The 19,480-nt window shown below is 72.4% G+C and carries 19 protein-coding genes; 8 read left to right on the forward strand and 11 right to left on the reverse strand.

Translation table 11 applies throughout. The annotated features are described in order from the left end of the window. Positions 1 to 32: 32 nt before the first annotated feature. The 10 genes from ACTSKS_RS07105 to paaA form a co-directional block, all read right to left on the reverse strand. Positions 33 to 920, reverse strand: coding sequence for a 3-hydroxyacyl-CoA dehydrogenase family protein (locus ACTSKS_RS07105; RefSeq protein WP_036340749.1), 888 nt, complete (start codon positions 918 to 920; stop codon positions 33 to 35). Positions 921 to 928: 8 nt separating this feature from the next. After that, positions 929 to 1,714, reverse strand: coding sequence for an enoyl-CoA hydratase/isomerase family protein (locus ACTSKS_RS07110; RefSeq protein WP_036340746.1), 786 nt, complete (start codon positions 1,712 to 1,714; stop codon positions 929 to 931). 4 nt (positions 1,715 to 1,718) lie between these two features. Then, positions 1,719 to 2,936, reverse strand: a complete 1,218-nt coding sequence (locus ACTSKS_RS07115; RefSeq protein ID WP_442927412.1) for a thiolase family protein — start codon at positions 2,934 to 2,936, stop codon at positions 1,719 to 1,721. A gap of 342 nt (positions 2,937 to 3,278) precedes the next feature. Next, the gene (locus ACTSKS_RS07120) at positions 3,279 to 4,637 is read right to left on the reverse strand and encodes an MFS transporter (protein ID WP_069941107.1); all 1,359 of its coding nucleotides are present in this window, start codon (positions 4,635 to 4,637) and stop codon (positions 3,279 to 3,281) included. Positions 4,638 to 4,868: 231 nt separating this feature from the next. Next, positions 4,869 to 5,654, reverse strand: a complete 786-nt coding sequence (locus ACTSKS_RS07125) for an enoyl-CoA hydratase/isomerase family protein (protein WP_049146507.1) — start codon at positions 5,652 to 5,654, stop codon at positions 4,869 to 4,871. A 31-nt stretch (positions 5,655 to 5,685) separates the two neighbouring features. Then, positions 5,686 to 6,855 carry a 1,2-phenylacetyl-CoA epoxidase subunit PaaE gene (gene paaE / locus ACTSKS_RS07130; protein WP_061866839.1) on the reverse strand — a complete coding sequence of 390 codons (1,170 nt, stop codon included), beginning with the start codon at positions 6,853 to 6,855 and terminating at the stop codon, positions 5,686 to 5,688. Then, entirely contained in the window at positions 6,855 to 7,364 is a 510-nt protein-coding gene (gene paaD, locus ACTSKS_RS07135; protein WP_041102598.1) for a 1,2-phenylacetyl-CoA epoxidase subunit PaaD, read from the reverse strand. The genes paaE and paaD overlap by 1 nt, the downstream gene beginning before the upstream one ends. Continuing rightward, positions 7,361 to 8,194, reverse strand: a complete 834-nt coding sequence (paaC, locus tag ACTSKS_RS07140) for a 1,2-phenylacetyl-CoA epoxidase subunit PaaC (RefSeq protein ID WP_041102600.1) — start codon at positions 8,192 to 8,194, stop codon at positions 7,361 to 7,363. Before paaC ends, paaD begins: the two co-directional genes overlap by 4 nt. Continuing rightward, positions 8,191 to 8,493 (reverse strand): 1,2-phenylacetyl-CoA epoxidase subunit PaaB, encoded by a 303-nt coding sequence (gene paaB, locus ACTSKS_RS07145; protein WP_020624884.1) that lies wholly within the window; start codon positions 8,491 to 8,493, stop codon positions 8,191 to 8,193. Before paaB ends, paaC begins: the two co-directional genes overlap by 4 nt. Positions 8,494 to 8,496: 3 nt before the next feature. Then, positions 8,497 to 9,504, reverse strand: coding sequence for a 1,2-phenylacetyl-CoA epoxidase subunit PaaA (gene paaA / locus ACTSKS_RS07150; protein WP_041102601.1), 1,008 nt, complete (start codon positions 9,502 to 9,504; stop codon positions 8,497 to 8,499). Between the two features lie 259 nt (positions 9,505 to 9,763). Between paaA and ACTSKS_RS07155 the strand changes: the two genes are divergently transcribed. Both ACTSKS_RS07155 and ACTSKS_RS07160 read left to right on the forward strand, forming a co-directional pair. Continuing rightward, on the forward strand, positions 9,764 to 10,201 hold the full coding sequence (locus ACTSKS_RS07155; RefSeq protein ID WP_041102602.1) for a hypothetical protein: 438 nt from the start codon (positions 9,764 to 9,766) through the stop codon (positions 10,199 to 10,201). A 29-nt stretch (positions 10,202 to 10,230) separates the two neighbouring features. After that, positions 10,231 to 11,730, forward strand: coding sequence for a hypothetical protein (locus tag ACTSKS_RS07160; protein ID WP_223247474.1), 1,500 nt, complete (start codon positions 10,231 to 10,233; stop codon positions 11,728 to 11,730). Positions 11,731 to 11,760: 30 nt separating this feature from the next. On the opposite strand, the gene ACTSKS_RS07165 is transcribed toward ACTSKS_RS07160, so the two are convergent. Further along, entirely contained in the window at positions 11,761 to 13,674 is a 1,914-nt protein-coding gene (locus ACTSKS_RS07165; protein ID WP_141843026.1) for an FAD-binding monooxygenase, read from the reverse strand. 198 nt (positions 13,675 to 13,872) lie between these two features. On the opposite strand from ACTSKS_RS07165, the gene ACTSKS_RS07170 reads away from it, so the two are divergent. From ACTSKS_RS07170 to pcaG, 6 genes are all read left to right on the forward strand, one after another. Beyond that, the gene (locus ACTSKS_RS07170; RefSeq protein ID WP_020624880.1) at positions 13,873 to 14,601 is read left to right on the forward strand and encodes an IclR family transcriptional regulator; all 729 of its coding nucleotides are present in this window, start codon (positions 13,873 to 13,875) and stop codon (positions 14,599 to 14,601) included. A 56-nt stretch (positions 14,602 to 14,657) separates the two neighbouring features. Next, positions 14,658 to 15,788 (forward strand): histidinol-phosphate transaminase, encoded by a 1,131-nt coding sequence (locus tag ACTSKS_RS07175; RefSeq protein ID WP_181743472.1) that lies wholly within the window; start codon positions 14,658 to 14,660, stop codon positions 15,786 to 15,788. A 22-nt stretch (positions 15,789 to 15,810) separates the two neighbouring features. Beyond that, the gene (locus tag ACTSKS_RS07180) at positions 15,811 to 16,599 is read left to right on the forward strand and encodes an IclR family transcriptional regulator (protein ID WP_036316634.1); all 789 of its coding nucleotides are present in this window, start codon (positions 15,811 to 15,813) and stop codon (positions 16,597 to 16,599) included. 123 nt (positions 16,600 to 16,722) lie between these two features. Further along, positions 16,723 to 17,931 carry a 4-hydroxybenzoate 3-monooxygenase gene (locus tag ACTSKS_RS07185; RefSeq protein ID WP_036316631.1) on the forward strand — a complete coding sequence of 403 codons (1,209 nt, stop codon included), beginning with the start codon at positions 16,723 to 16,725 and terminating at the stop codon, positions 17,929 to 17,931. A gap of 45 nt (positions 17,932 to 17,976) precedes the next feature. Next, a complete protein-coding gene (pcaH, locus tag ACTSKS_RS07190; RefSeq protein ID WP_196489408.1) occupies positions 17,977 to 18,786 on the forward strand; it encodes a protocatechuate 3,4-dioxygenase subunit beta in 810 nt (269 codons plus the stop codon). Then, the gene (gene pcaG / locus ACTSKS_RS07195; protein ID WP_020625037.1) at positions 18,786 to 19,433 is read left to right on the forward strand and encodes a protocatechuate 3,4-dioxygenase subunit alpha; all 648 of its coding nucleotides are present in this window, start codon (positions 18,786 to 18,788) and stop codon (positions 19,431 to 19,433) included. Before pcaH ends, pcaG begins: the two co-directional genes overlap by 1 nt. Positions 19,434 to 19,480: the final 47 nt, after the last annotated feature.

Here is a 19,480-nt window from a genome sequence, read left to right on the forward strand (position 1 = left end):
ATCTCACGTTCGAAAGCGCTCGCCCCGGGGGCTCAGCGGTAGTCGAAGAAGCCCTTGCCGGACTTCCGGCCGAGCTCGCCGCGGGCCACCATGTCCCGCATGAGCTGCGGCGGGGCGAAACGCTCACCCAGCTGGGACTCGAGGTACTCCGCGATGCCCAGGCGCACGTCCAGACCCACGATGTCGGTCAGCGCCAGCGGACCGACCGGGAACTTGTATCCCAGCACCATGGCGGCGTCGATGTCCTCGGGGGAGGCCACACCCTCCTCGACCATGCGGATGGCCTCGAGCGCGATCGCCACGCCCAGGCGCGACGAGGCGAAGCCCGGGGCGTCCTTGACGACGACGGGGGTCTTGCCGAGCCCGCGGACCCACTCGGTGGACAGGGCCTGGAGCTCCGCACCGGTCTGCTCGCCGATCACGACCTCCACGAGCTTCGAGGCGGGCACCGGGTTGAAGTAGTGCAGGCCGCAGAAGCGCTCGGGGCGCTGCAGGTGGGTGGCGATCTCGCCGATGGACAGGGAGGAGGTGTTGCTGGCCAGCCAGGCGTCCTCGCGCAGGTGGGCCTCGACGTCGGTGAGCGCGTCGATCTTCACTTGCATGTCCTCGAACACGGCCTCGACCACGAGGTCGCAGCGGGCGAAGTCGGCACGGTCCACGGAGACGGTCAGGCGCTGCGCCCATTCGTCCAGGTCGCCGTCGATCTTGCCGCGCTCGAGGGAGGCGGCCAAGTCGGCCTCGATGCGTTCCTTGGCCGCCTCGGCCGACTGCGGGTCGCGCTCGACGACGACCACCTCGGACGATCCGGAGACGAGGAACGCGTGGGCGATGCCGCCGCCCATCCGGCCGCCGCCGAGGACGCCGACGACGGCGGGCACGGAGGACGGAACGGTATCAGGGGTGTGCTGCTGGTCGGTCATGTCGGTCCTCACTTCTTCTTGCGGTCCAGGAACGCCTGCATGCGCTCGAACTTGGCGTCGGACTCGAACAGGATGGCCTGCGCGATCTCGTCCACGTGGGGGTGGGCCCCGCGAGGGAGGTGGAAGACGCGCTTGGACAGCCGCACCGCCAGCGGGTCCTGCTGCGCGATGCGGTCGGCGAGGGCGTCGGCGGCGTCGAGGAGGGCGTCCGGCTCGTGCAGCTCGGTGACGAGCTTGAGCTCGAGGGCCTCCTGCGCGTCCAGGATCCGTCCGGCGAGCAGCAGCTCGAGGGCCACGGGCTCGCCCACGAGCTCCTTGAGCCGCCACTGGGCGCCCGCAGCGGCCGTGATCCCCAGGCTCGTCTCGGGCTGGCCCATCTTCAGCGCCGGGGTGGCGATGCGGAAGTCGGCCGCGTAGGCCAGTTCCGCGCCGCCGCCCAGGGCGAAGCCGTCGATCGCCGCGATCACGGGCATGGGCAGCCGGTGGATGCGGTCGAAGACCTGCGAGTTCACGCCGCGCAGGGCGTCGTCGCGGCGGCGCTCGCGCAGCTGTCCGATGTCCGCGCCGGAGGCGAAGATGCCGGAGAACGTCCCCGGCTCGCGCGTCGACTCCACCTGCGTGCCCGAGATGATCAGGATCTTCGGCTCGCGCTCGAGGTGGGCGCAGAGCTCGTGGAACTCGTCGACCATGGTCTGGTCGATCGCGTTGCGCACGCCCGGGCGGTCCATGCGCGCGTGGACGCGGTCCTCGCGCTCCTCGACGTGCAGCGCCGAGAAGTGGCTGAAGTCGGTCATCTGCTCAGACCCTCTCGACGAGCATCGCGGAGCCCTGGCCCACACCCACGCACATCGTGGCCAGGCCCCTGTCCGCGCCCTCGCGTTCCATCCGACCGAGCAGCGTGACCACGAGGCGCGAACCCGAGGAGCCCAGCGGATGGCCCAGGGCGATCGCGCCGCCGTCGGCGTTGACGGTCTCCGGGTCCAGGCCGAGGCGCCGCATCGAGGCCAGGGACTGGGTGGCGAAGGCCTCGTTGAGCTCGACGGCGCCCAGGTCCGCCACGGACCAGCCGGAGCGCTCGAGGGCCTTCTCGGTGGCCGGGACGGGGCCCAGGCCCATGATCTCGGGGGCCAGGCCCGCCGAGGTGGACTCCACGACGCGGGCGCGCGGGGTCAGGCCGTACTTCTGCGCGGCCCGCTCGGAGACGACGAGGATCGCCGAGGCGCCGTCGTTGAGGGAGGAGGAGTTGCCGGCGGTGACCACGCCGTCCTTCTTGATGATCGGGCGCAGGCTGGCGAGCACCTCGGGGGTGGAGCCGGGGCGGGGGCCCTCGTCCGTGTCCACGACCGTCTCGGCGCCCTTGCGGCCCGTGACGACGACGGGCACGATCTCGTCCGCGAAGCGGCCGGCCTCGATGGCGGCCAGCGCACGCTCATGCGAGCGGGCGGCGAAGGCGTCGGCGTCCTCGCGGGTGATGCCGTCCACCTCGCCGACCTCCTCGGCGGTCTCCGGCATGGAGAAGGTGAACTTCTCCCCGAACTCGCCGTCCGCGAAGCGCGGGTTCACGAAGCGCCAGCCGATCGCGGTGTCGAAGGCCGCGCCGGGCTTGGCGAACGCCGTCGTCGGCTTCTCCATCACCCAGGGGGCGCGGGACATCGACTCCACGCCGCCGGCCACGACGACGTCGGCCATCCCGGAGCGCACCATCGCGGTGGCGATGCCGATCGCGGACATGCCGGACGCGCAGAGGCGGTTCACGGTGATGCCCGGGACGGTGTCCGGGAAGCCGGCCAGCAGCCAGGCCATGCGGGCGACGTTGCGGTTCTCCTCGCCGGCGCCGTTGGCGTTGCCGAGGATGACCTCGTCCACGACCGACGGGTCGATGCCGGCGTCCTCGATCACGGCCTTGATGGTCAGGGCGGCGAGGTCGTCGGGGCGGACGGAGGAGAGGGCGCCGCCGTACTTGCCGACGGGCGTGCGGCGACCGCCGACGAGCAGGGCCTGGGACTGTGCGGACATGGAGACTCCTTGAGTGACCGACGACGAGGCGGGCGCGGCGAATTACCGACCGTGCGTTCAGGTTCAGTATCCCGGGCCGGTGTGACGGGGGTCAACTGCGGGGGCGGGGTGTGACGGGGCGGAGACGGGGCCGGGCGGCCGCGCCGAGGCCACGTCGATCAGCGTCTGACCCGGCGCACCCCGCACGGAGGCCCGCAGACGCGCCGTTACGTCCCCGAGGTAGCGGCGTGTCTGCGGGCCTCGGCGCCGGTCCGGTCGCCCACGACGACGGCGCGCCCTTCCGGAGGAGGACCCGCCGTCGTCGTGGGGTGGGGACGGGCGAAGCCCGTCAGGCGGGCCGGATCAGGCCGGGACCACCGGGTGGGAGCGGGTGGCGACGACCTGCTCGTCGTGCAGCTCGCGGTCCTGGATGCCCTTGGGGACGAACAGGACGGCGATGAGCGAGATCGCGGAGATCACGATGATGTACCAGGCCACGTTCTCCCAGCCGGTCTTCACGAGCTGGTCGGCGAGCAGCGGGGCGAAGGCGCCGCCGATGATGGTGCCGAGCGCGTAGCCGATGGAGACGCCGGAGAAGCGGACGCGGGCCGGGAACATCTCGGCGTACATCGCCGACTGCGGGCCGTAGGACGGACCCAGGCCCAGGGTCAGGACGAACAGGCCCAGCGAGAACAGCGGCAGAGACGCGGTGTTGAGCAGCCCGAACAGCGGGAAGGCCCAGATGATCAGGAACCCGTAGCCGAGGACGAAGGTCAGCTTGCGGCCGATCTTGTCCGAGACCCAGCCGCCGAGCAGGGTGAAGATGAACCAGCCGACGCCGCCGACGAGGCTCGCGATGAGCACCTCGGAGGAGGTCATGCCCAGGCCCTTCGGACCGCCGTACTTCGAGAACCACGCGATGAGCAGGTAGCCGACGCCATTGTTCGCGGCGAAGATCACGGCGGCGAGGATGACCTCCTTGGTGTGGTGCCGGAAGAGCTCGCCCAGCGGGGCGGACTCGTCCACCTTGAGCTGCTGCATCTCCTTGAAGACCGGGGACTCCTCGACGGCCTTGCGGATCAGGTAGCCGACGACGATGAGCACCACGGAGATCAGGAACGGGATGCGCCAGCCCCAGGTGAGGAACTGCTCCTCGGACATGGTGGAGCGCACGATGAACAGCACACCGGTGGCCAGGATCATGCCCAGCGGCACGCCGATCTGCGGGGCGGAGCCGAACAGGCCGCGCTTGCCGTGGGGGGCGTGCTCCACGGACAGCAGCGCCGCGCCGCCCCACTCGCCGCCCGCGGACAGGCCCTGCAGCAGGCGCAGCGCGACGAGCAGGATCGGGGCCCACACACCGATCTGGGCGTAGGTGGGCAGCAGGCCGATGAGGGTGGTGGCCAGGCCCATGCCGATCAGCGTGAGGGACAGGACGAACTTGCGGCCGAAGCGGTCACCGAGATGGCCGGCGACGATCGCGCCAAGCGGGCGGATGAGGAAGGAGATGCCGAGGGTGGCCCACGCGGCGATCTGGGAGCCGCTCTCACCCATCGGCTGGAAGAAGAGGGCGGCGAAGACGAGCGCGGTGGCCTGGGCGAAGATGAAGAAGTCGTACCACTCGACGGTGGTGCCGACGACGGTGCCGGCGATGACCTTGCGCTCCTCGCGGCGATCGCGCGCGGGGGCGGGCGCCGCGGGGGATGCGACGGTGTGGCTCATGGATGCTCCTGGGATGCGGGGCGGCGGCCGCCCGTGAGGCGGCGGCAGGACGGTGTGGTTCCCGACCGATCGGTCGGGAAGTGACACCCGTCACCGTATACGATCCCCTGTGACTCACGCCACGATCCGGGCTGATGACGGGAATGTGACGCGGCCGGGCCGGGACGACGACGGCGCCGCGCCCCTCGCGCGAAGGGTGCGGCGCCGTCGTCGGTGGCGGGGTGTGGCGGCTCAGCCGCGGCCGGTGAACTCCGGCTTCCGCTTCTCCTGGAAGGCCTGGAAGCCCTCGGCGTAGTCCGCGGTGCCGCAGAGCTCGCCCTGGGCGATGTTCTCCGCGTCGAGGGACTCCCACAGGCCCACGCGGTGGTCGCGGACCTGGGCCACGAGCTCCTTCGACGCGCGGAACGCGAGGGTCGCGCCGGAGGCCACCTGGGCGACCTTGGCGCGGGTGAACTCCAGCAGCTCGTCCGCGGGCAGGGCCCGGGAGAACAGCCCGGCCTGGACGGCCTCGGCGCCCGAGAGGAGCTCGGCCGTGTAGATCAGGTCGAGGGTGCGGTGCGCGCCCAGGCGCTCGGTGAACAGCCAGTGGCCGCCCGAGTCCAGGGTGGCCCCGAGGTTCGCGAACGGCGAGCCGATCTTCGCGTCCTCGGCCACGTACACCACGTCCGTGGCGATCGCGAGGCCGAGGCCCACGCCCAGGCAGGCGCCCTGCACCGCGGCGAAGGTGGGGACCGGGATCTCGGACATGGCCCGCAGCACCGGGGTGACCCTGTCCCGCAGGTAGGCGGTGGCGTCGTCCTCGGCCGGGACCACGGCGGAGATGTCGCGGCCCGCGCAGAAGCCGCGGCCCTCGCCGCGCAGCAGCACGGCCCGGACCTCGCCGGACTCGACGCCGGCGGCGGCCCGCTCGTAGGCGGCCTGGAGTTCGGCCAGCGCGGCCTCGTCCAGGGCGTTCATCCTCTGGGGGGCGTCCAGCACGATCTCGGCGACGCCGTTCTCGACGGTGATCTCGATCATCGGGGGCTCCTTCGGTCTCGTGGGCGGGCGCTCAGGCGTCGAAGTCCAGCGTGATCGAGTCGGAGGTCGGGCGGGTCTGGCACGTGAGCACGTAGCCCTTCTCCACCTCGTCCTTCTCGAGCGCGTAGTTCTCGTCCATCTCGTACGCGCCGTCGACGACCTTGGCGCGGCAGGTGCCGCACACGCCGCCGGCGCACGCGAAGGGCACGTCCGAGCGGACGCGCAGCGCCGCGTTGAGGACGGTCTCGTGGGCGGACTTGGGGGACTCGACCTTGGCGGTGAGGCCGTCGAGGTTGAACTCGATGGTCACGTTGTCGCCCTTCGGGTCCACCTCGACGACACGTCCGGAGTGGCCCTGCGGGTTCTCCGGACGGCCGGTGGTGAACAGCTCGAAGCGCACGTCGTCCTCGGACACGCCGCGGGCGGCGAGCGTCTCACGCGTGAGCTGCACGAGCTCGAACGGGCCGCAGAGGAACCACTCGTCGGTGCCCTCCACGTCGATCACGCGGTCCAGGAGGGTGGTGAGCTTGTCCTCGTCGATGCGGCCGGAGAGCAGCGGGGACACGCGCTGCTCGCGGGAGAGCACGTGGTGCACCGTGAACCGGGCCGGGTACTTGTCCTTGAGGTCGCCGATCTCCTCGGCGAACATCACGTCCATGGCGGAGCGGTTCGCGTAGACCAGGTCGAAGCGCGAGGTCTCGGAGGCCGCGAGCACGGCCTTGGCGATCGCCATGATCGGGGTGATGCCCGAGCCGGCCGCGAACGCCACCAGGTGCGTGTCCTTCTTCTCCGCGACCTTCTCCGCCGCCACCTTCTGGGCGTCGTTGAGAGAGGTGACGTGCGTGCGGGACGTGAACGCGCCCTGCGGGTTCATCACGTCGATCTTCTCGCCGACCTCGAGGCTCTCGTTGGCCCACGTGGAGAACTTGCCGCCGATGTCCTTCTTCACGGCCACGCGGATCTCGCCGCGCTTCGGGACGGCGCAGATCGAGTAGGAGCGGCGCACCTCGGCGCCGTCGAGCTCCTTGCGCAGGGCCACGTACTGGCCCGGCACGTAGTCGTAGTCGTCGGCGAGCTCCTCGGGCACCGCGAAGGTGATCTCCACGGAGTCGTCGGTCAGGCGGCGCAGCTCGGACACCTCGAGGGTGTTGAACGTGGCGCGGCGCTTGCCGGTGGTGGGGACGTCGGTGGTCTCGGTCATCAGTGCACCTTGAAGTAGTCGAAGGGCTCGAGGCACTCCCGGCAGGTGTAGAGGGCCTTGCAGGAGGTGGAGCCGAAGCGGGTGATCTCGCGGGTGTTCAGGGAGTGGCAGCGCGGGCACTTCACGGCCATGCCGATCATGACCGGGCCGTCCGTGGTGCGCGCGACGGGCGGGGCGATGCCGTACTCGTTGAGCTTGGCCTTGCCCTCGTCCGTCATCCAGTCCGTGGTCCACGCCGGCTGGAGCACCAGGCGCACCTCGGCGTCGGGGAACCCGGCGCGCTCGAGCGCGCGGGTGACGTCCGTGGTGATGGTGTCCATGGCGGGACAGCCGGAATAGGTGGGCGTGATGACGACGACGGCCCTCTCGCCCTCGGCCCGTGCCTCCCGGAGGATCCCGAGGTCCGCGATGGACAGCACGGGGATCTCCGGGTCGTGCACGGTGGAGGCCGCATCCCAGACCCGCGCGTCGGCGGGATCGGCGGGGCGCAGCTCGCCGGCGGTGGTCACCAGGTCGCTCCCGGGTGACGGCGGGCCAGGGACTGCATCTCCGCGAGGATGTACCCGCGGTACTCGCTCATGGCCCCGGAGCGGTCGCCGCCGCGGGCGGTGCCCGTCGTCGGGACGGTCAGGCCGGCCTCCTCGATGGCCGCGCGGATGCGGGTCATCGTCGGCTCCTCGAGCGAGGACGGCAGCACGGCGACGCCCTGCTCGGCGAGGGCGCGGACGACGTCGTCGTCGTGGAAGAGCTCGGCCACGTAGGGCCACAGCTCGTCCAGGCCGCGCTGCATGCGGCGCTTCGACTCCTCGGTGCCCAGGCCCAGGCGCTGCAGCCACAGGGCGGCGTGGTCCTGGTGGTACAGGACCTCCTTGAGGGCCTTGTCCGCGATGGCGGCGAGCGTGGGGTCGGCCGACTCGCGCAGGCGGGTGTACAGCTCGTACGAGTAGAACGAGTAGTACAGCTGGCGGGCGATCGTCTTGGCGAAGTCGCCGTTCTCGGCCTCCACGAGGCGGACGGAGCGGAACTCCTCCTCGTCGCGGAAGTACGCGAGCTCGTCCTCGGTCTTGCCCCACGCGGTGCCGGCGTAGGAGAGGAGGAAGCGGGCGTGGCCCACGAGGTCCAGGGCGATGTTGCCCAGGGCGATGTCCTCCTCGAGCTCCGGGGCGCGCGAGATCCACCAGGACAGGCGCTGGCCGAGCATCAGGGCGTCGTCACCGAGGGCGAGGGCGTAGCGGGCGACGTCGTCGCTCGCCTTCTGCTCGCCGGCCGCGATCTCCTCGGCGGTGATGGCCACGCCGGCGGAGTGCCTCGTGGCGGAGTCGTTGGTCGCGAAGCTCACAGGTGCGGCACCCCCTCGGACTGCTGGTAGTAGGTGGCGTGACGGTAGGACTTGCCCTGCGCGGACTCGAAGAAGCCGCCCTTGGAGTCCGGGTCGGAGGCCGCGATGGCCTCGGCCGGGACGACCCACACGGAGGTGCCCTCGTTGCGGCGGGTGTACAGGTCACGCGCGTTGCGCAGCGCCAGGGTGGCGTCCGGGGCGTGCAGCGAGCCGGCGTGCACGTGGGAGAGGCCGCGGTTGGCGCGGACGAAGACCTCCCACAGGGGCCAGGCGTGGGAGGCGGCGGTGGTCTCGCTCATGGGTCAGGCTCCGATCAGGTGGGTCTCGGCCGGCGCGTTCTGCTCGGCCTGGCGGCGGGCGTAGGCGGCGGCGGCCTCGCGGACCCAGGCGCCGTCCTCGTGGGCCTGGATGCGGCGGGCCATGCGCTGGGTGTTCATGGGGCCGTCGCCCTTGATCACGGACATGAACTCGTCCCAGTCCAGCTCGCCGAAGTCGTAGTGGCCGCGCTCCTCGTTCCACTTCAGGTCCGGGTCCGGCAGGGTGAGGCCGAGGGCCTCGGCCTGCGGGACGATCATGTCCACGAAGCGCTGGCGCAGGTCGTCGTTGGAGAAGCGCTTGACCTTCCACGCCATGGACTGGCGGGAGTTGGGGGAGTCCTCGTCCGGCGGGCCGAACATCTGCAGGGCCGGGCCGTAGAAGCGGTTCACGGCGTCCTGGGCCATCTGCTTCTGCTCCGGGGTGCCGTGCGAGAGCTCGTAGAGGATCTCCCAGCCCTGGCGCTGGTGGAACGACTCCTCCTTGCAGATGCGCACCATCGCGCGGCCGTACGGGCCGTAGGAGGCGCGGCACAGCGGCACCTGGTTGCAGATCGCGGCGCCGTCGACGAGCCAGCCGATCGCGCCCATGTCCGCCCAGGTGCGGGCCGGGTAGTTGAAGATCGAGGAGTACTTCGCGCGGCCGGAGAGCAGCTGCTCGTTCAGCTCGTCCCGCGGGGTGCCGAGGGTCTCGGCGGCGGAGTACAGGTACAGGCCGTGGCCGGCCTCGTCCTGGACCTTGGCCATGAGGATCGCCTTGCGCTTCAGGGAGGGGGCGCGGGTGATCCAGTTGGCCTCCGGCTGCATGCCGATGATCTCGGAGTGCGCGTGCTGGGAGACCTGGCGGGTCAGGGACTTGCGGTACGCCTCGGGCATCCAGTCGCGGGGCTCGATGCGCGAGTCCTCCGCGATCAGGCGATCGAAGTTCTCCTGGCCGGCCGCATCCTCGGGGGACGGGACGGAGGCCAGGTGCTGGGGGGAGCTGGTCTGCGTCATGGGGATCACCTCACGCTGAGTGCGGGCTGGTTCCGTGGTCAGGGCGCACCGGGGCGCACCGAATTACTGACCGCTCGTTCAGGATAGGCCAGGGTGTGACCTCGGTCAACACGCCGGGGCATGCGGGGCCCGGGTGCGATGCGGCCGTCGGGACGGTGCGGGACGGTTCTCTCCTGCACAGGCGTCCCGACGGCGTCCCCCATCCCCGGATCGTCCCTCGCCGCGGTCGCGGGACCCGGGTCCTCCCTACGGTGGCCGCATGTCACCCCTCATCGGACCTCAGCAGATCGCCACGGCCCTGCGGGCCGTCGGACTCGACGACGACGCCGCCCGCCTGGCCGCGTGGGCCGACCCCGCCCGGCGCGAGCGGGAGGCCGCCGAGCAGGCCCTCGCCGACCTCGCCGCGGCCCAGACGCAGCTGCGCACGGCGCTGGGCGGGCTGGTCAGCGCCGCCACGGACGTGCGCTCGGCGATGCACACGGCATGGCGCGGGGAGGCCGCCGGCGCCTATGGGGAGGCCGTCCGGCGGGCGGCGACCCTGGCGGCGGAGCTCGAACGGGAGGCCGGGGAGTGGCTCGCCCTGCGGGCCACCGCCGAGCGGGACGCCGAGGACGCGCGCCGGAACGCGGAGGCCCGGCAGCGGGCGGCCGAGGAGACCGCGCTGGCCGTCCTGCGCTCGCTGGCGGTGGCGGCATGACCGGCGGGCGGGGTGCGAGCCCGGGGGCGGTGGCCTTCAGCACGCACGGCGGCCCGGGCTCGATCTACGCGGAGGCCGAGGAGATGCGCGTCGTGGCCGGCCGGCACGAGCACGCCGCCGAAGAGGCGGCCGGAGCCTCGTGGCAGGTCGACGCGGCCGCCTTCGGGCTGGGCCGGTCGGCCGCGTGGCTCGCCTCCGCCGCCCTGCTGCAGGACCGGCTGGCGGAGGCGGTCGGCCGGGTGCGGAGCCTGTCGGAGCAGTGCGCCGAGCTGCACCGTGACCTGCTCTCCGCGGCGGCCCGCTACGAGGAGGCCGAGCGCGCGGCGGCCGGCATCATGGCCGCCGAGGACGCCTCCCTGGAGGAGCTGCCGGCGCTGCTCTGGCGGGACGGCCATGACGGCCTCACCACCCGCGAGGCGGAGCGGCTCGTGCAGGACGTCGTCCAGGCGGTGCCCGAGGCCATCGTGGCCGCCATGCTCGCGGCCGCCGGGTTCCCCCTGCTCGCGGCGCTGGCGCGGATCGACGTGAAGATGCTGACGAGGGCGCAGAAGCGCGTGCTGAAGCGGCCCGTCTCCTCCGCGGCGAAGAAGGGGACGGATGCCGCGTCGGACCTCACCGAGGCGCTGCGGGTCTCCCCGGACGAGGCATGGACCGTGGCGGCGGACGCCCTGACCCTCGCCGGTGCGGCGCCCCGGGGCGCGGTGACCCCGCACGGGGCGCCGCAGGACCGGCCGACGGCGCCCGCCCTGCTGGACGGCTCGGCCACGGGGCTGGCCTCGCTCATCCCGCGTGAGGAGGGGGACGGGGACCTCACGGTCACGGAGGTGGTGCGAGAGAACGGGAGCCGCGCCTGGGTGGTGGGCCTGCCGGGCACCCGCGGCGGCCTGATCCCGGATCCCGAGTCGACCGACCCGTGGGACGCCGGCGGGCTGCTGGACGCCCTCGGCTCCGAGTCCGAGGTCACGGCCCCGGCGGTGCGGGCGGCGCTCGAGGCGGCCGGCGTCCCGCACGGCGCCCCGCTCGTCCTGGCCGGCTACTCCCAGGGCGGGGTGCACGCCGTCAACCTGGCCGGGCGCGAGGACTTCACGTCCGTGTACCCCGTGGCCGGCGTCATGACGGTCGCGGCACCGTCCGGCAACGCGGTGGAGACCGGACGGACCGAGGTGCTGGAGTTCTCCTCGGACGGGGACCTGGCCGTCGCCGCGGACGGGGCGCCCGCCCCCGTCTCGGCGCGCCGGGCCGAGGTGGTCTTCCACCCGGCCGGACACGGGTGGGATGCGCCCGGGGGTGGCTTCCGGCCCACGTCTCCGCTGGCGGCCGAGGACGACCTGGGCGCCGCCCACGCCTTCGACGCCCAGGTGGACCTGATCCGGCAGTTCGAGACCGCCGAGCCCGCATCCCGGGCGGAGGTCGCCGGGCTCTCCGCCGCGTTGGCCGGGCTGACCGCCGGCACCGTGGCCTCGAGCCGGGCGGTGCGCCTGCGCCGCACGCCGCCCGAGCGGGACCACCTGCCCCCGGGATCCCGGTGAGCGCACCGGCGGGGGGCGCCCGCCACCTGCTCAGTTCGCGTCGAGCAGCACGCCCGCGAAGAACGCGTTCAGGCGGTCGACCTCGTCCAGGCCGAAGACGCCGGAGACGTACTGGTCTGGGCGGACCACGACGACGGCGCCGTCACGGCTGATGCCGCGGGCCTCGAAGATGTCCTCGCCGTGCTTGGGCTGACACGTGGCGAAGATGTTGTTCAGGTCGTGCAGGCCGAGGGGGCCGGTGGTCGGCCGGAAGATCGACGGCACGTCCGGGTGGGCGAACTCGGTCTGCTTCTGCTGGTACACGACCTTGATGTCGAAGCGGGCGTCTTCCGGTCCGTCCGACGGGGTGTGGCGGTTGCGGAAGGACCGCGGGTCCTCCACGATCGCCTTCGCCCACGCCGCGACCTTCGAATCCTCGGCGCGCGGGGAGGCGGTGTCGGCGAACACGTAGACGCGCCAGCGGCCGTCCGCGCGGTGCAGGTGGCCCAGGTGCTTCACGTTGGTGTCGCACGAGCGCTCCACCAGCCCCGACTTGAAGCGCTTGCCGATGGGGTAGCCCTGCGCCAGCGCCTGACCGGTGGCGTCCGTGGTGAGGAGGGAGGGTTGGTACTCCGTCATGAAGCCGGCCGGGAACTCGGCGGTCTTCGTGTAGAACTCGGCCACCTCGTTCGGGTCGCCCAGCTCGGAGGTGGGCTTGGCCATGAGCGTCGACCACTCCTTGTCGAAGTCGATCAGGTTCTTGGCGATCTCCTTGCGCTCCTCCGAGTAGGTCGGCACGAGCTCGACCGGGGCCATCCCGGAGAGCACCTGGCCCAGCTTCCAGCCGAGGTTCCAGCCGTCCTGCATGGACACGTTCATGCCCTGGCCGGCCTTCGCGGAGTGGGTGTGACAGGCGTCGCCGAGCAGGAACACGTTGGGGTGGGCCACGCGCTCGCGGTTGTCGAAGCCCGAGGTGAGGCGGTGGCCCACCTCGTACACCGAATGCCAGGCGACCTCCTTCACGTCCAGCGTGTAGGGGCGCAGGATCTGCTGGGCCCGGCGGATGATCTCCTCGAGCGGGGTCTGGCGCACCTTGTGGTTGTCGTCCGCCGGGACCTCGCCGAGGTCCACGTACATGCGGAACAGGTGCCCGCCTTCGCGGGGGATCAGGAGGATCGAGCCGCTGGACGAGTGGATCGCGCACTTGGTGCGGATGTCCGGGAAGTCCGTGTCGGCCAGCGCGTCCATGACGCCCCACGCGTGGTTCGCGGCGTCGCCGGTCAGGGTGTGGCCGATCGCCTTGCGGACGCGAGAGCCCGCGCCGTCCGCGCCCACCACGTACTTGGCGCGCACCTGGCGGGTTGGTCCCGAGGCGGGGTCCTCGAGGGCGTTGCCCTGGGCGTCCACGGTGCGGCGCAGGGTCACGAGCACGGGGTGCTCGCCGTCGTTCGTGTCCTCGAGGGTCTCGAACGCCCAGCCGTAGTCCGGCTCCGCACGGGTGGGGGAGTTCTTCATGTACTCGGCGAACCAGTCCAGGATGCGGGCCTGGTTCACGATCAGGTGCGGGAACTCGGAGACGCCCTCCGGGTCGTCCTCGGCCAGCGAGGTGCGCACGATCGTGTCCGCGTCGTCCTCGGCCGGGTTCCAGAACGCCATGGAGGTCAGGTCGAAGGCCTCGTCGATGATCTCGCTCGCGAAGCCGAAGGCCTGGAAGGTCTCCACGGAGCGGGCCTGGATGCCGTCCGCCTGGCCGATCTCGAGGCGGTGGGGGCGGCGCTCGATGATGCGGGTGTGGACGTCCGGGAACATCGCGAGCTGGGCGGCGGCGATCATGCCGGCCGGGCCGGAGCCGACGATCAGCACGTCCATCTCGTCCGGCAGCTCGGCGGGGCGGTCCAGGCCGATGCCGGCCGCCACCTGGACGCGCGGGTTCGTGGAGACATAGCCGTGGTGGTGGAAGAGCATGGGGGTCCTTTCGCTGCGGGGGATGTCGCTGCGCGGCGCGCGTGCCACCCGACGGCGTGTTCTCTCAGAGAACACGGTGTTCCCCCTGGGAACACATGTGTGCCAGACTGTACGCGGACGTGACAGGGTTCACAACCGGTGCGCGGGCCGACCACGCCCCGGGCGCGTCACGTCCGGCACGCGAGGCGAGGAGCACGGATGGCAGAGCACGACGGCGGCCCGGTCCGGGAGGGCGCACCCTCCCAGACGCTCTCCCGCGCGCTCACCCTGCTCGAGACCGTCGTGGAGGCGCCCGAGCCGCCCACCATCGCCGACCTCGCCGACGGCCTGGGCGTCCATCGCTCGGTCGCCTACCGCATGCTGCGCACCTTCGAGGCCCACGGCCTGCTGCGCCGCGACGGCCTCGGCCGCGTCCACGCCGCCCCCGGCCTGGCCGTCCTCGCCCGCCGGGTGGAGCAGGATCTGCGCGCGGCGGCCATGCCGCACCTGACCGCCGTCTCCACCGACCTGGGCATGACCGCGTTCCTGGTGGTGTGGGACGGGGCCCACTGCCTCACCCTGGCCACGGCCGAGCCGCCCAGCGGCAACCTCGTCACGCAGCGGCCGGGGACCCGGCACCCCCTCGGGGTCGGTGCGCCGGGGATGGCGATCGCCGTCGCCCTGACCGGACAGGAGTGGGCGCGGCTGCCCGGTGAGGCCCCGCCCGAGCGACCCGAGCTCGACGACGTGCGGGAGCGCGGCTGGGCCGTCAGCTCCGACGAGGTCATCACCGGCGTCTCCTCGGTGGCCGTGCCGCTGCGGGTCCCGGGCCAGCTGCCCGCCGCCCTCGCCGTGGTCTACGCGACGCGGCCGGAGGACCCGGCGCGCCTCGGGGACCGGCTCGGTGAGGCGGCCCGGGCCGTCGCCGTCGCCTTCGGCGCAGCCTGAGCCCGGGTCCCGTGGTGCCGCTCACGGCGTCCGCAGCCCGCATTACCCTGGTGGCCATGACTGATGACGCACAGCAGACGCCCGCCGTGGTCGCGCCCCACAAGAAGGTCGGCATGCTGCCGCCGTACGCCGCCGGCAAGCCGCCGGTCGCCGTCCCGGGCCTGCACCCCTACAAGCTCTCCTCGAACGAGAACCCCTACGCGCCCGTGCCCGGCGTGATCGACCGGGTGCGTCAGGTCGTGACCGGCCCGGAGGGCGCGCCCAGCACCCTCTGCCGCTACCCGGACACCCTCTCCACCGGCCTGCGCCAGGCCCTGGCCGCGCACCTGGACGTCCCGGCGGACGACGTCGTGACCGGTGCCGGCTCCCTCGGCGCCCTGGCCCAGGTCATCACCGCCTTCGCCGGCCACGGCGAGGCCGGGGAGGGCGACGAGGTGATCTTCGCGTGGCGCTCCTTCGAGGCCTACCCGATCGTGGTCCGCACCGCCGGTGCCGTGGACGTGCAGGTGCCGCTCACCGCGGACCACCGCCACGACCTGCCGGCCATGCTGGAGGCGATCACGGAGCGGACCCGCGTGATCCTGCTCTGCACCCCCAACAACCCGACCGGCCCCGTGCTCACGACCGCCGAGGTCGAGGACTTCCTGGCGCGCGTGCCCGCGCACATCCTCGTGGTCATCGACGAGGCGTACGTGGAGTTCGTCCGCGACGAGGACGCGGTCAAGGGTCTGGAGATGTACCGCAAGCACGCGAACGTCGTCGTGCTGCGCACCTTCTCGAAGGCGCACGGCCTGGCCAACCTGCGCGTGGGCTACTCGGTCTCGCAGCCGGAGATCACCAAGGCCCTGCGCACCGTGGCCACCCCGTTCGCGGTGTCCACGGTGGCCGAGGAGGCCGCGATCGCCTCGCTCGAGCACCTGGACGAGGTCCTCGAGCGCGTGCAGGTCGTCGTCGACGAGCGCGAGCGCGTCGCCGCCGCCCTGGCCGAGGCTGGCTGGGACCTGCCCTCCTCGCAGGCCAACTTCGTGTGGCTGCCGCTCGGCGAGCGCACGCAGGCCTTCGCCGAGGCCGCCCAGGCCCGGGCCCTGTCCGTCCGGGCGTTCGCGGACGAGGGCGTGCGCGTGAGCATCGGCGAGCAGGAGGCCAACGACCGCTTCCTCGAGGTGGCGCGCGACTTCCTGACGTGAGCGGGCCGGCGCGAGCGGCACGTTGGACCGGCTGATCCGGGTCCGCTTCGCGTTCGACGCGGAGCGTCCGGTGTTGACCGTGGCGGCCCTGGCCCGGCGCACCGAGCTGCCCCTGGCCACCGCCTATCGGTGGGTGGACCGGCTGGTGCGCGCCGAGCTGCTGCAGAAGGACGAGGACGGCGTGGTCCGGCCCGGCCTGCGGCTGTGGGAGATGGCCTCCCGGAGCGCGCCGAGCATGTCCCTGGCCCGGACGGCCATGCCGTTCCTCTTGGACGTCCAGGCCGTGCTGCACCAGCACACCCAGCTCGCGGTGCTCGACGCCGAAGGCGTCCTCGTGCTCGCCCGGCTCTCCTCCCAGGGGGCCGTGGTGAACCAGGCGGACGTCGCGGGTCGGCTGCCGCCGTTCACCACCGCCCTGGGACTCGTGCTGCTCGCCCACGCCCCGGTCGAGACGGCGGAGCGGTTCATCGCCCGGCACCGGGACCGGCTCGGCGCCGTCGTGGATCACCATCCCCTCGAGTCGGGGCGTGCGGTGCCCGCGGGCGTGCGGGCGCGGGTGGCCACGCCCAGCGAGCCGCGGCTGCGAGCGCTTCTGGCGGATGTGCGGCGGGAGGGGTACGCGGCCGTGGACGGCGCGTTGGACGAGGAGTCCCGGGGGGTCGCCGTGCCGGTCCGCGGGGCCGACGGCGTGGCGGCGGCCGCGCTCGGGGTCGTCGTCCCCCGCGAGGCGCCGTACACCCCGGGGGTGCCGCCCCTGCTGATGACGGCCGCCCGGGGGATCGCCCGCGGACTCGGCGGCCATTCTCACTGAGTGAGAACGGCCGGGCGCGGGCCGTGTCCTGCGCCACAGGATGGTCGGGACCTCCGCCGCCGGCCCCGGCCGCGCGGCCCGACCCGCCCGGCCCGACCGGTGACGTCCCCCGGAAAGGACGCCATGACCCAGCCCCCCGTGACCCGCACCCGCGTCGGCATCGTCGGCGGCGGGCCCGCCGGCCTGATGCTCTCCCACCTGCTCGCGCGGCAGGGGATCGACAACGTCGTCCTCGAGTCCCGTGACCCCGAGACCATTGCGCACACCCACCGCGCGGGCATCCTCGAGCAGCCCAGCGTGGAGATGCTGACGGACATGGGCGTCGACGGCCGGGTGAGGACGGTGGGCGACGAGCACCGCGGCATCATCCTGCGCTTCGACGGCGAGTCGCATGCCCTGGACTTCCCGGAGCTCGTGGGTGCCACGGTCACCCTGTACGCGCAGAACGAGGTCTTCGTCGACCTCGCCGCGGCGCGGCGGCGCGACGGCGGCGACGTCCGCTTCGAGACCGAGGTGCTCGAGGTGCTCGACGTCGACTCGGACACCCCCGGCGTCCGGTTCCGCTCCGTGGCCGCTGGCGAGGAGGGGCCGGTCGAGGAACTGCGCTGCGACATCCTCGTGGGCGCGGACGGCTCGCGTTCCACCGTCCGCAAGGCCCTCCAGCGCGACACCGAGGGCGAGGACCACTTCCACGCGTACCCCTTCGCCTGGTTCGGCATCCTCGCCGAGGCGCCCAAGTCCTCGCCTGAGCTGATCTACGCCCGCTCCGAGCATGGCTTCGGCCTGATCTCGCAGCGCTCGGAGACCGTGCAGCGCATGTACTTCCAGTGCGACCCCTCGACCCGCGTGGAGGACTGGTCCGACGACCGGATCTGGGACCGGCTGCAGCGCATCGTGGCCGGCCCGGACGGCTTCACCCTCAAGACCGGCCCCATCATCGACAAGACGGTGCTCGGCTTCCGCTCCTATGTGCGCACACCGCTGAGTCACCGCAACGTCTTCCTCGCCGGCGACGCCGGACACACCGTCCCGCCCACCGGGGCGAAGGGCCTGAACCTCGCCTTCGCGGACGTGCGCGTCCTGGCCGAGGCGCTCGAGTCGTGGGCCGCCACGGGCTCGCGCGACCTGCTCGACGCCTACTCGGAGACGGCGCTGACCCGCGTGTGGAAGGACCAGAACTTCTCCTACTGGATGACCACCATGCTCCACGCCCGCCCGGACGCCTCGGAGTTCGAGGACATGCGCGTGCGCGGTGAGCTCCGCAACGTGGTCCAGTCCCGTTACGGACGGCAGTTCCTCGCCGAGCAGTACACCGGCTGGCCCTCCGCCTGAGCCCGACCGATCCCCGACCCCGCAGAGAAAGGAGCCGACGTGAGCATCGCCGCCCAGGCCAAGGACGACGACACGTTCGACAGCGCCCACGTGCTCGATCCAGCCGCCACCCGCGACTCGCAGGGGCAGATCAGTGAAGAGATCGCGGCCGTCCATGCCCAGGCCCAGGGCGAGACCCAGCCGCGGCTCGACTTCCCGCCCTATCGCTCGTCGGTGTTCCGCCACCCCACCAAGTCGCTCGTGCACGCCGACCCCGAGACCGTGGAGCTGTGGTCCCCGGCCTTCGGCCACCGCGACGTGCACCCGCTCGAGGCGGACCTGACCGTCGGCCAGAACGGCGAGCCGATCGGCGAGCGCATCAAGGTGCGCGGCCGCGTGCTCGACGACGACGGCCGCCCCGTGCGCCACCAGCTGGTGGAGATCTGGCAGGCCAACGCGGCCGGCCGCTACGTGCACAAGCGGGACCAGCACCCCGCGCCGCTGGACCCGAACTTCACGGGCATCGGCCGCACACTGACCGGCGCGGACGGGACCTACGAGTTCACCACCATCAAGCCGGCCCCGTACCCGTGGAAGAACCACCGCAACGCGTGGCGCCCGGCGCACATCCACTTCTCCCTGTTCGGCACGGACTTCACGCAGCGCATGATCACCCAGATGTACTTCCCGGGCGATCCGCTGTTCCCGCTGGACCCGATCTACCAGGGCATCACGGACCAGGCCGCCCGCGACCGGCTCGTGGCCACCTACGACCACTCGGTGACCAGCCACGAGTGGAACACCGGCTACTGGTGGGACATCGTGCTCACGGGCAGCCACCGCACCTGGATGGAAGACGAGGAGGGCGATCACTGATGCGGATCGACGAGACCACCGAGCGCACCGCCGACGGGAGGCTGGTCCCCACCCCGGGCCAGACCATCGGCCCGTTCTTCGGCTACGCGAACGGCTACGAGCAGGTCCACCTGCCGTGGCGCGACGGCCACCAGCTGGTCCCCGCGGGCCGCGCGGACGCGATGCGCCTGTTCGGCACCGTCTACGACGGCAACGGCGATCCGATCCCGGACGCCATGATCGAGATCTGGCAGGCCGACGCCGAGGGCGTCATCTCGCAGGAGGACGGCTCCCTCGTCCAGGACGGCTTCACCTTCACCGGCTGGGGCCGCTGCGCCGTGGACAACGCGGGCCGCTACACCTTCTCCACCGTGGAGCCCGGCGTGGTGAACGAGGACCGCGCCCGGTTCATCCACGTCGTCGTGTTCGCCCGCGGCCTGCTGAACAAGCTGCACACCCGCGTGTACCTGCCCGAGGACGCCGAGGCGATCGTGCAGGACGCGTTCCTGACCTCCCTCGACGAGGACCGCCGTCGCACCCTGATCGGCACCCGGAACGACGACGGCTCGCTCGAGTTCGACATCTGGATCCAGGGCCCCGGGGAGCACGCACCGAAGGAGACCGTGTTCCTGCAGTTCCCCGGCATCGAGTACCCCGAGCTCGACTGACGCCGGCCTCGGCCGCAGGCCCGGCCCCTCCCACACGCGGGACGGGT

The organism is Micrococcus sp. TCR-5, from assembly GCF_052220525.1.
Lineage (GTDB): Bacteria > Actinomycetota > Actinomycetes > Actinomycetales > Micrococcaceae > Micrococcus > Micrococcus luteus.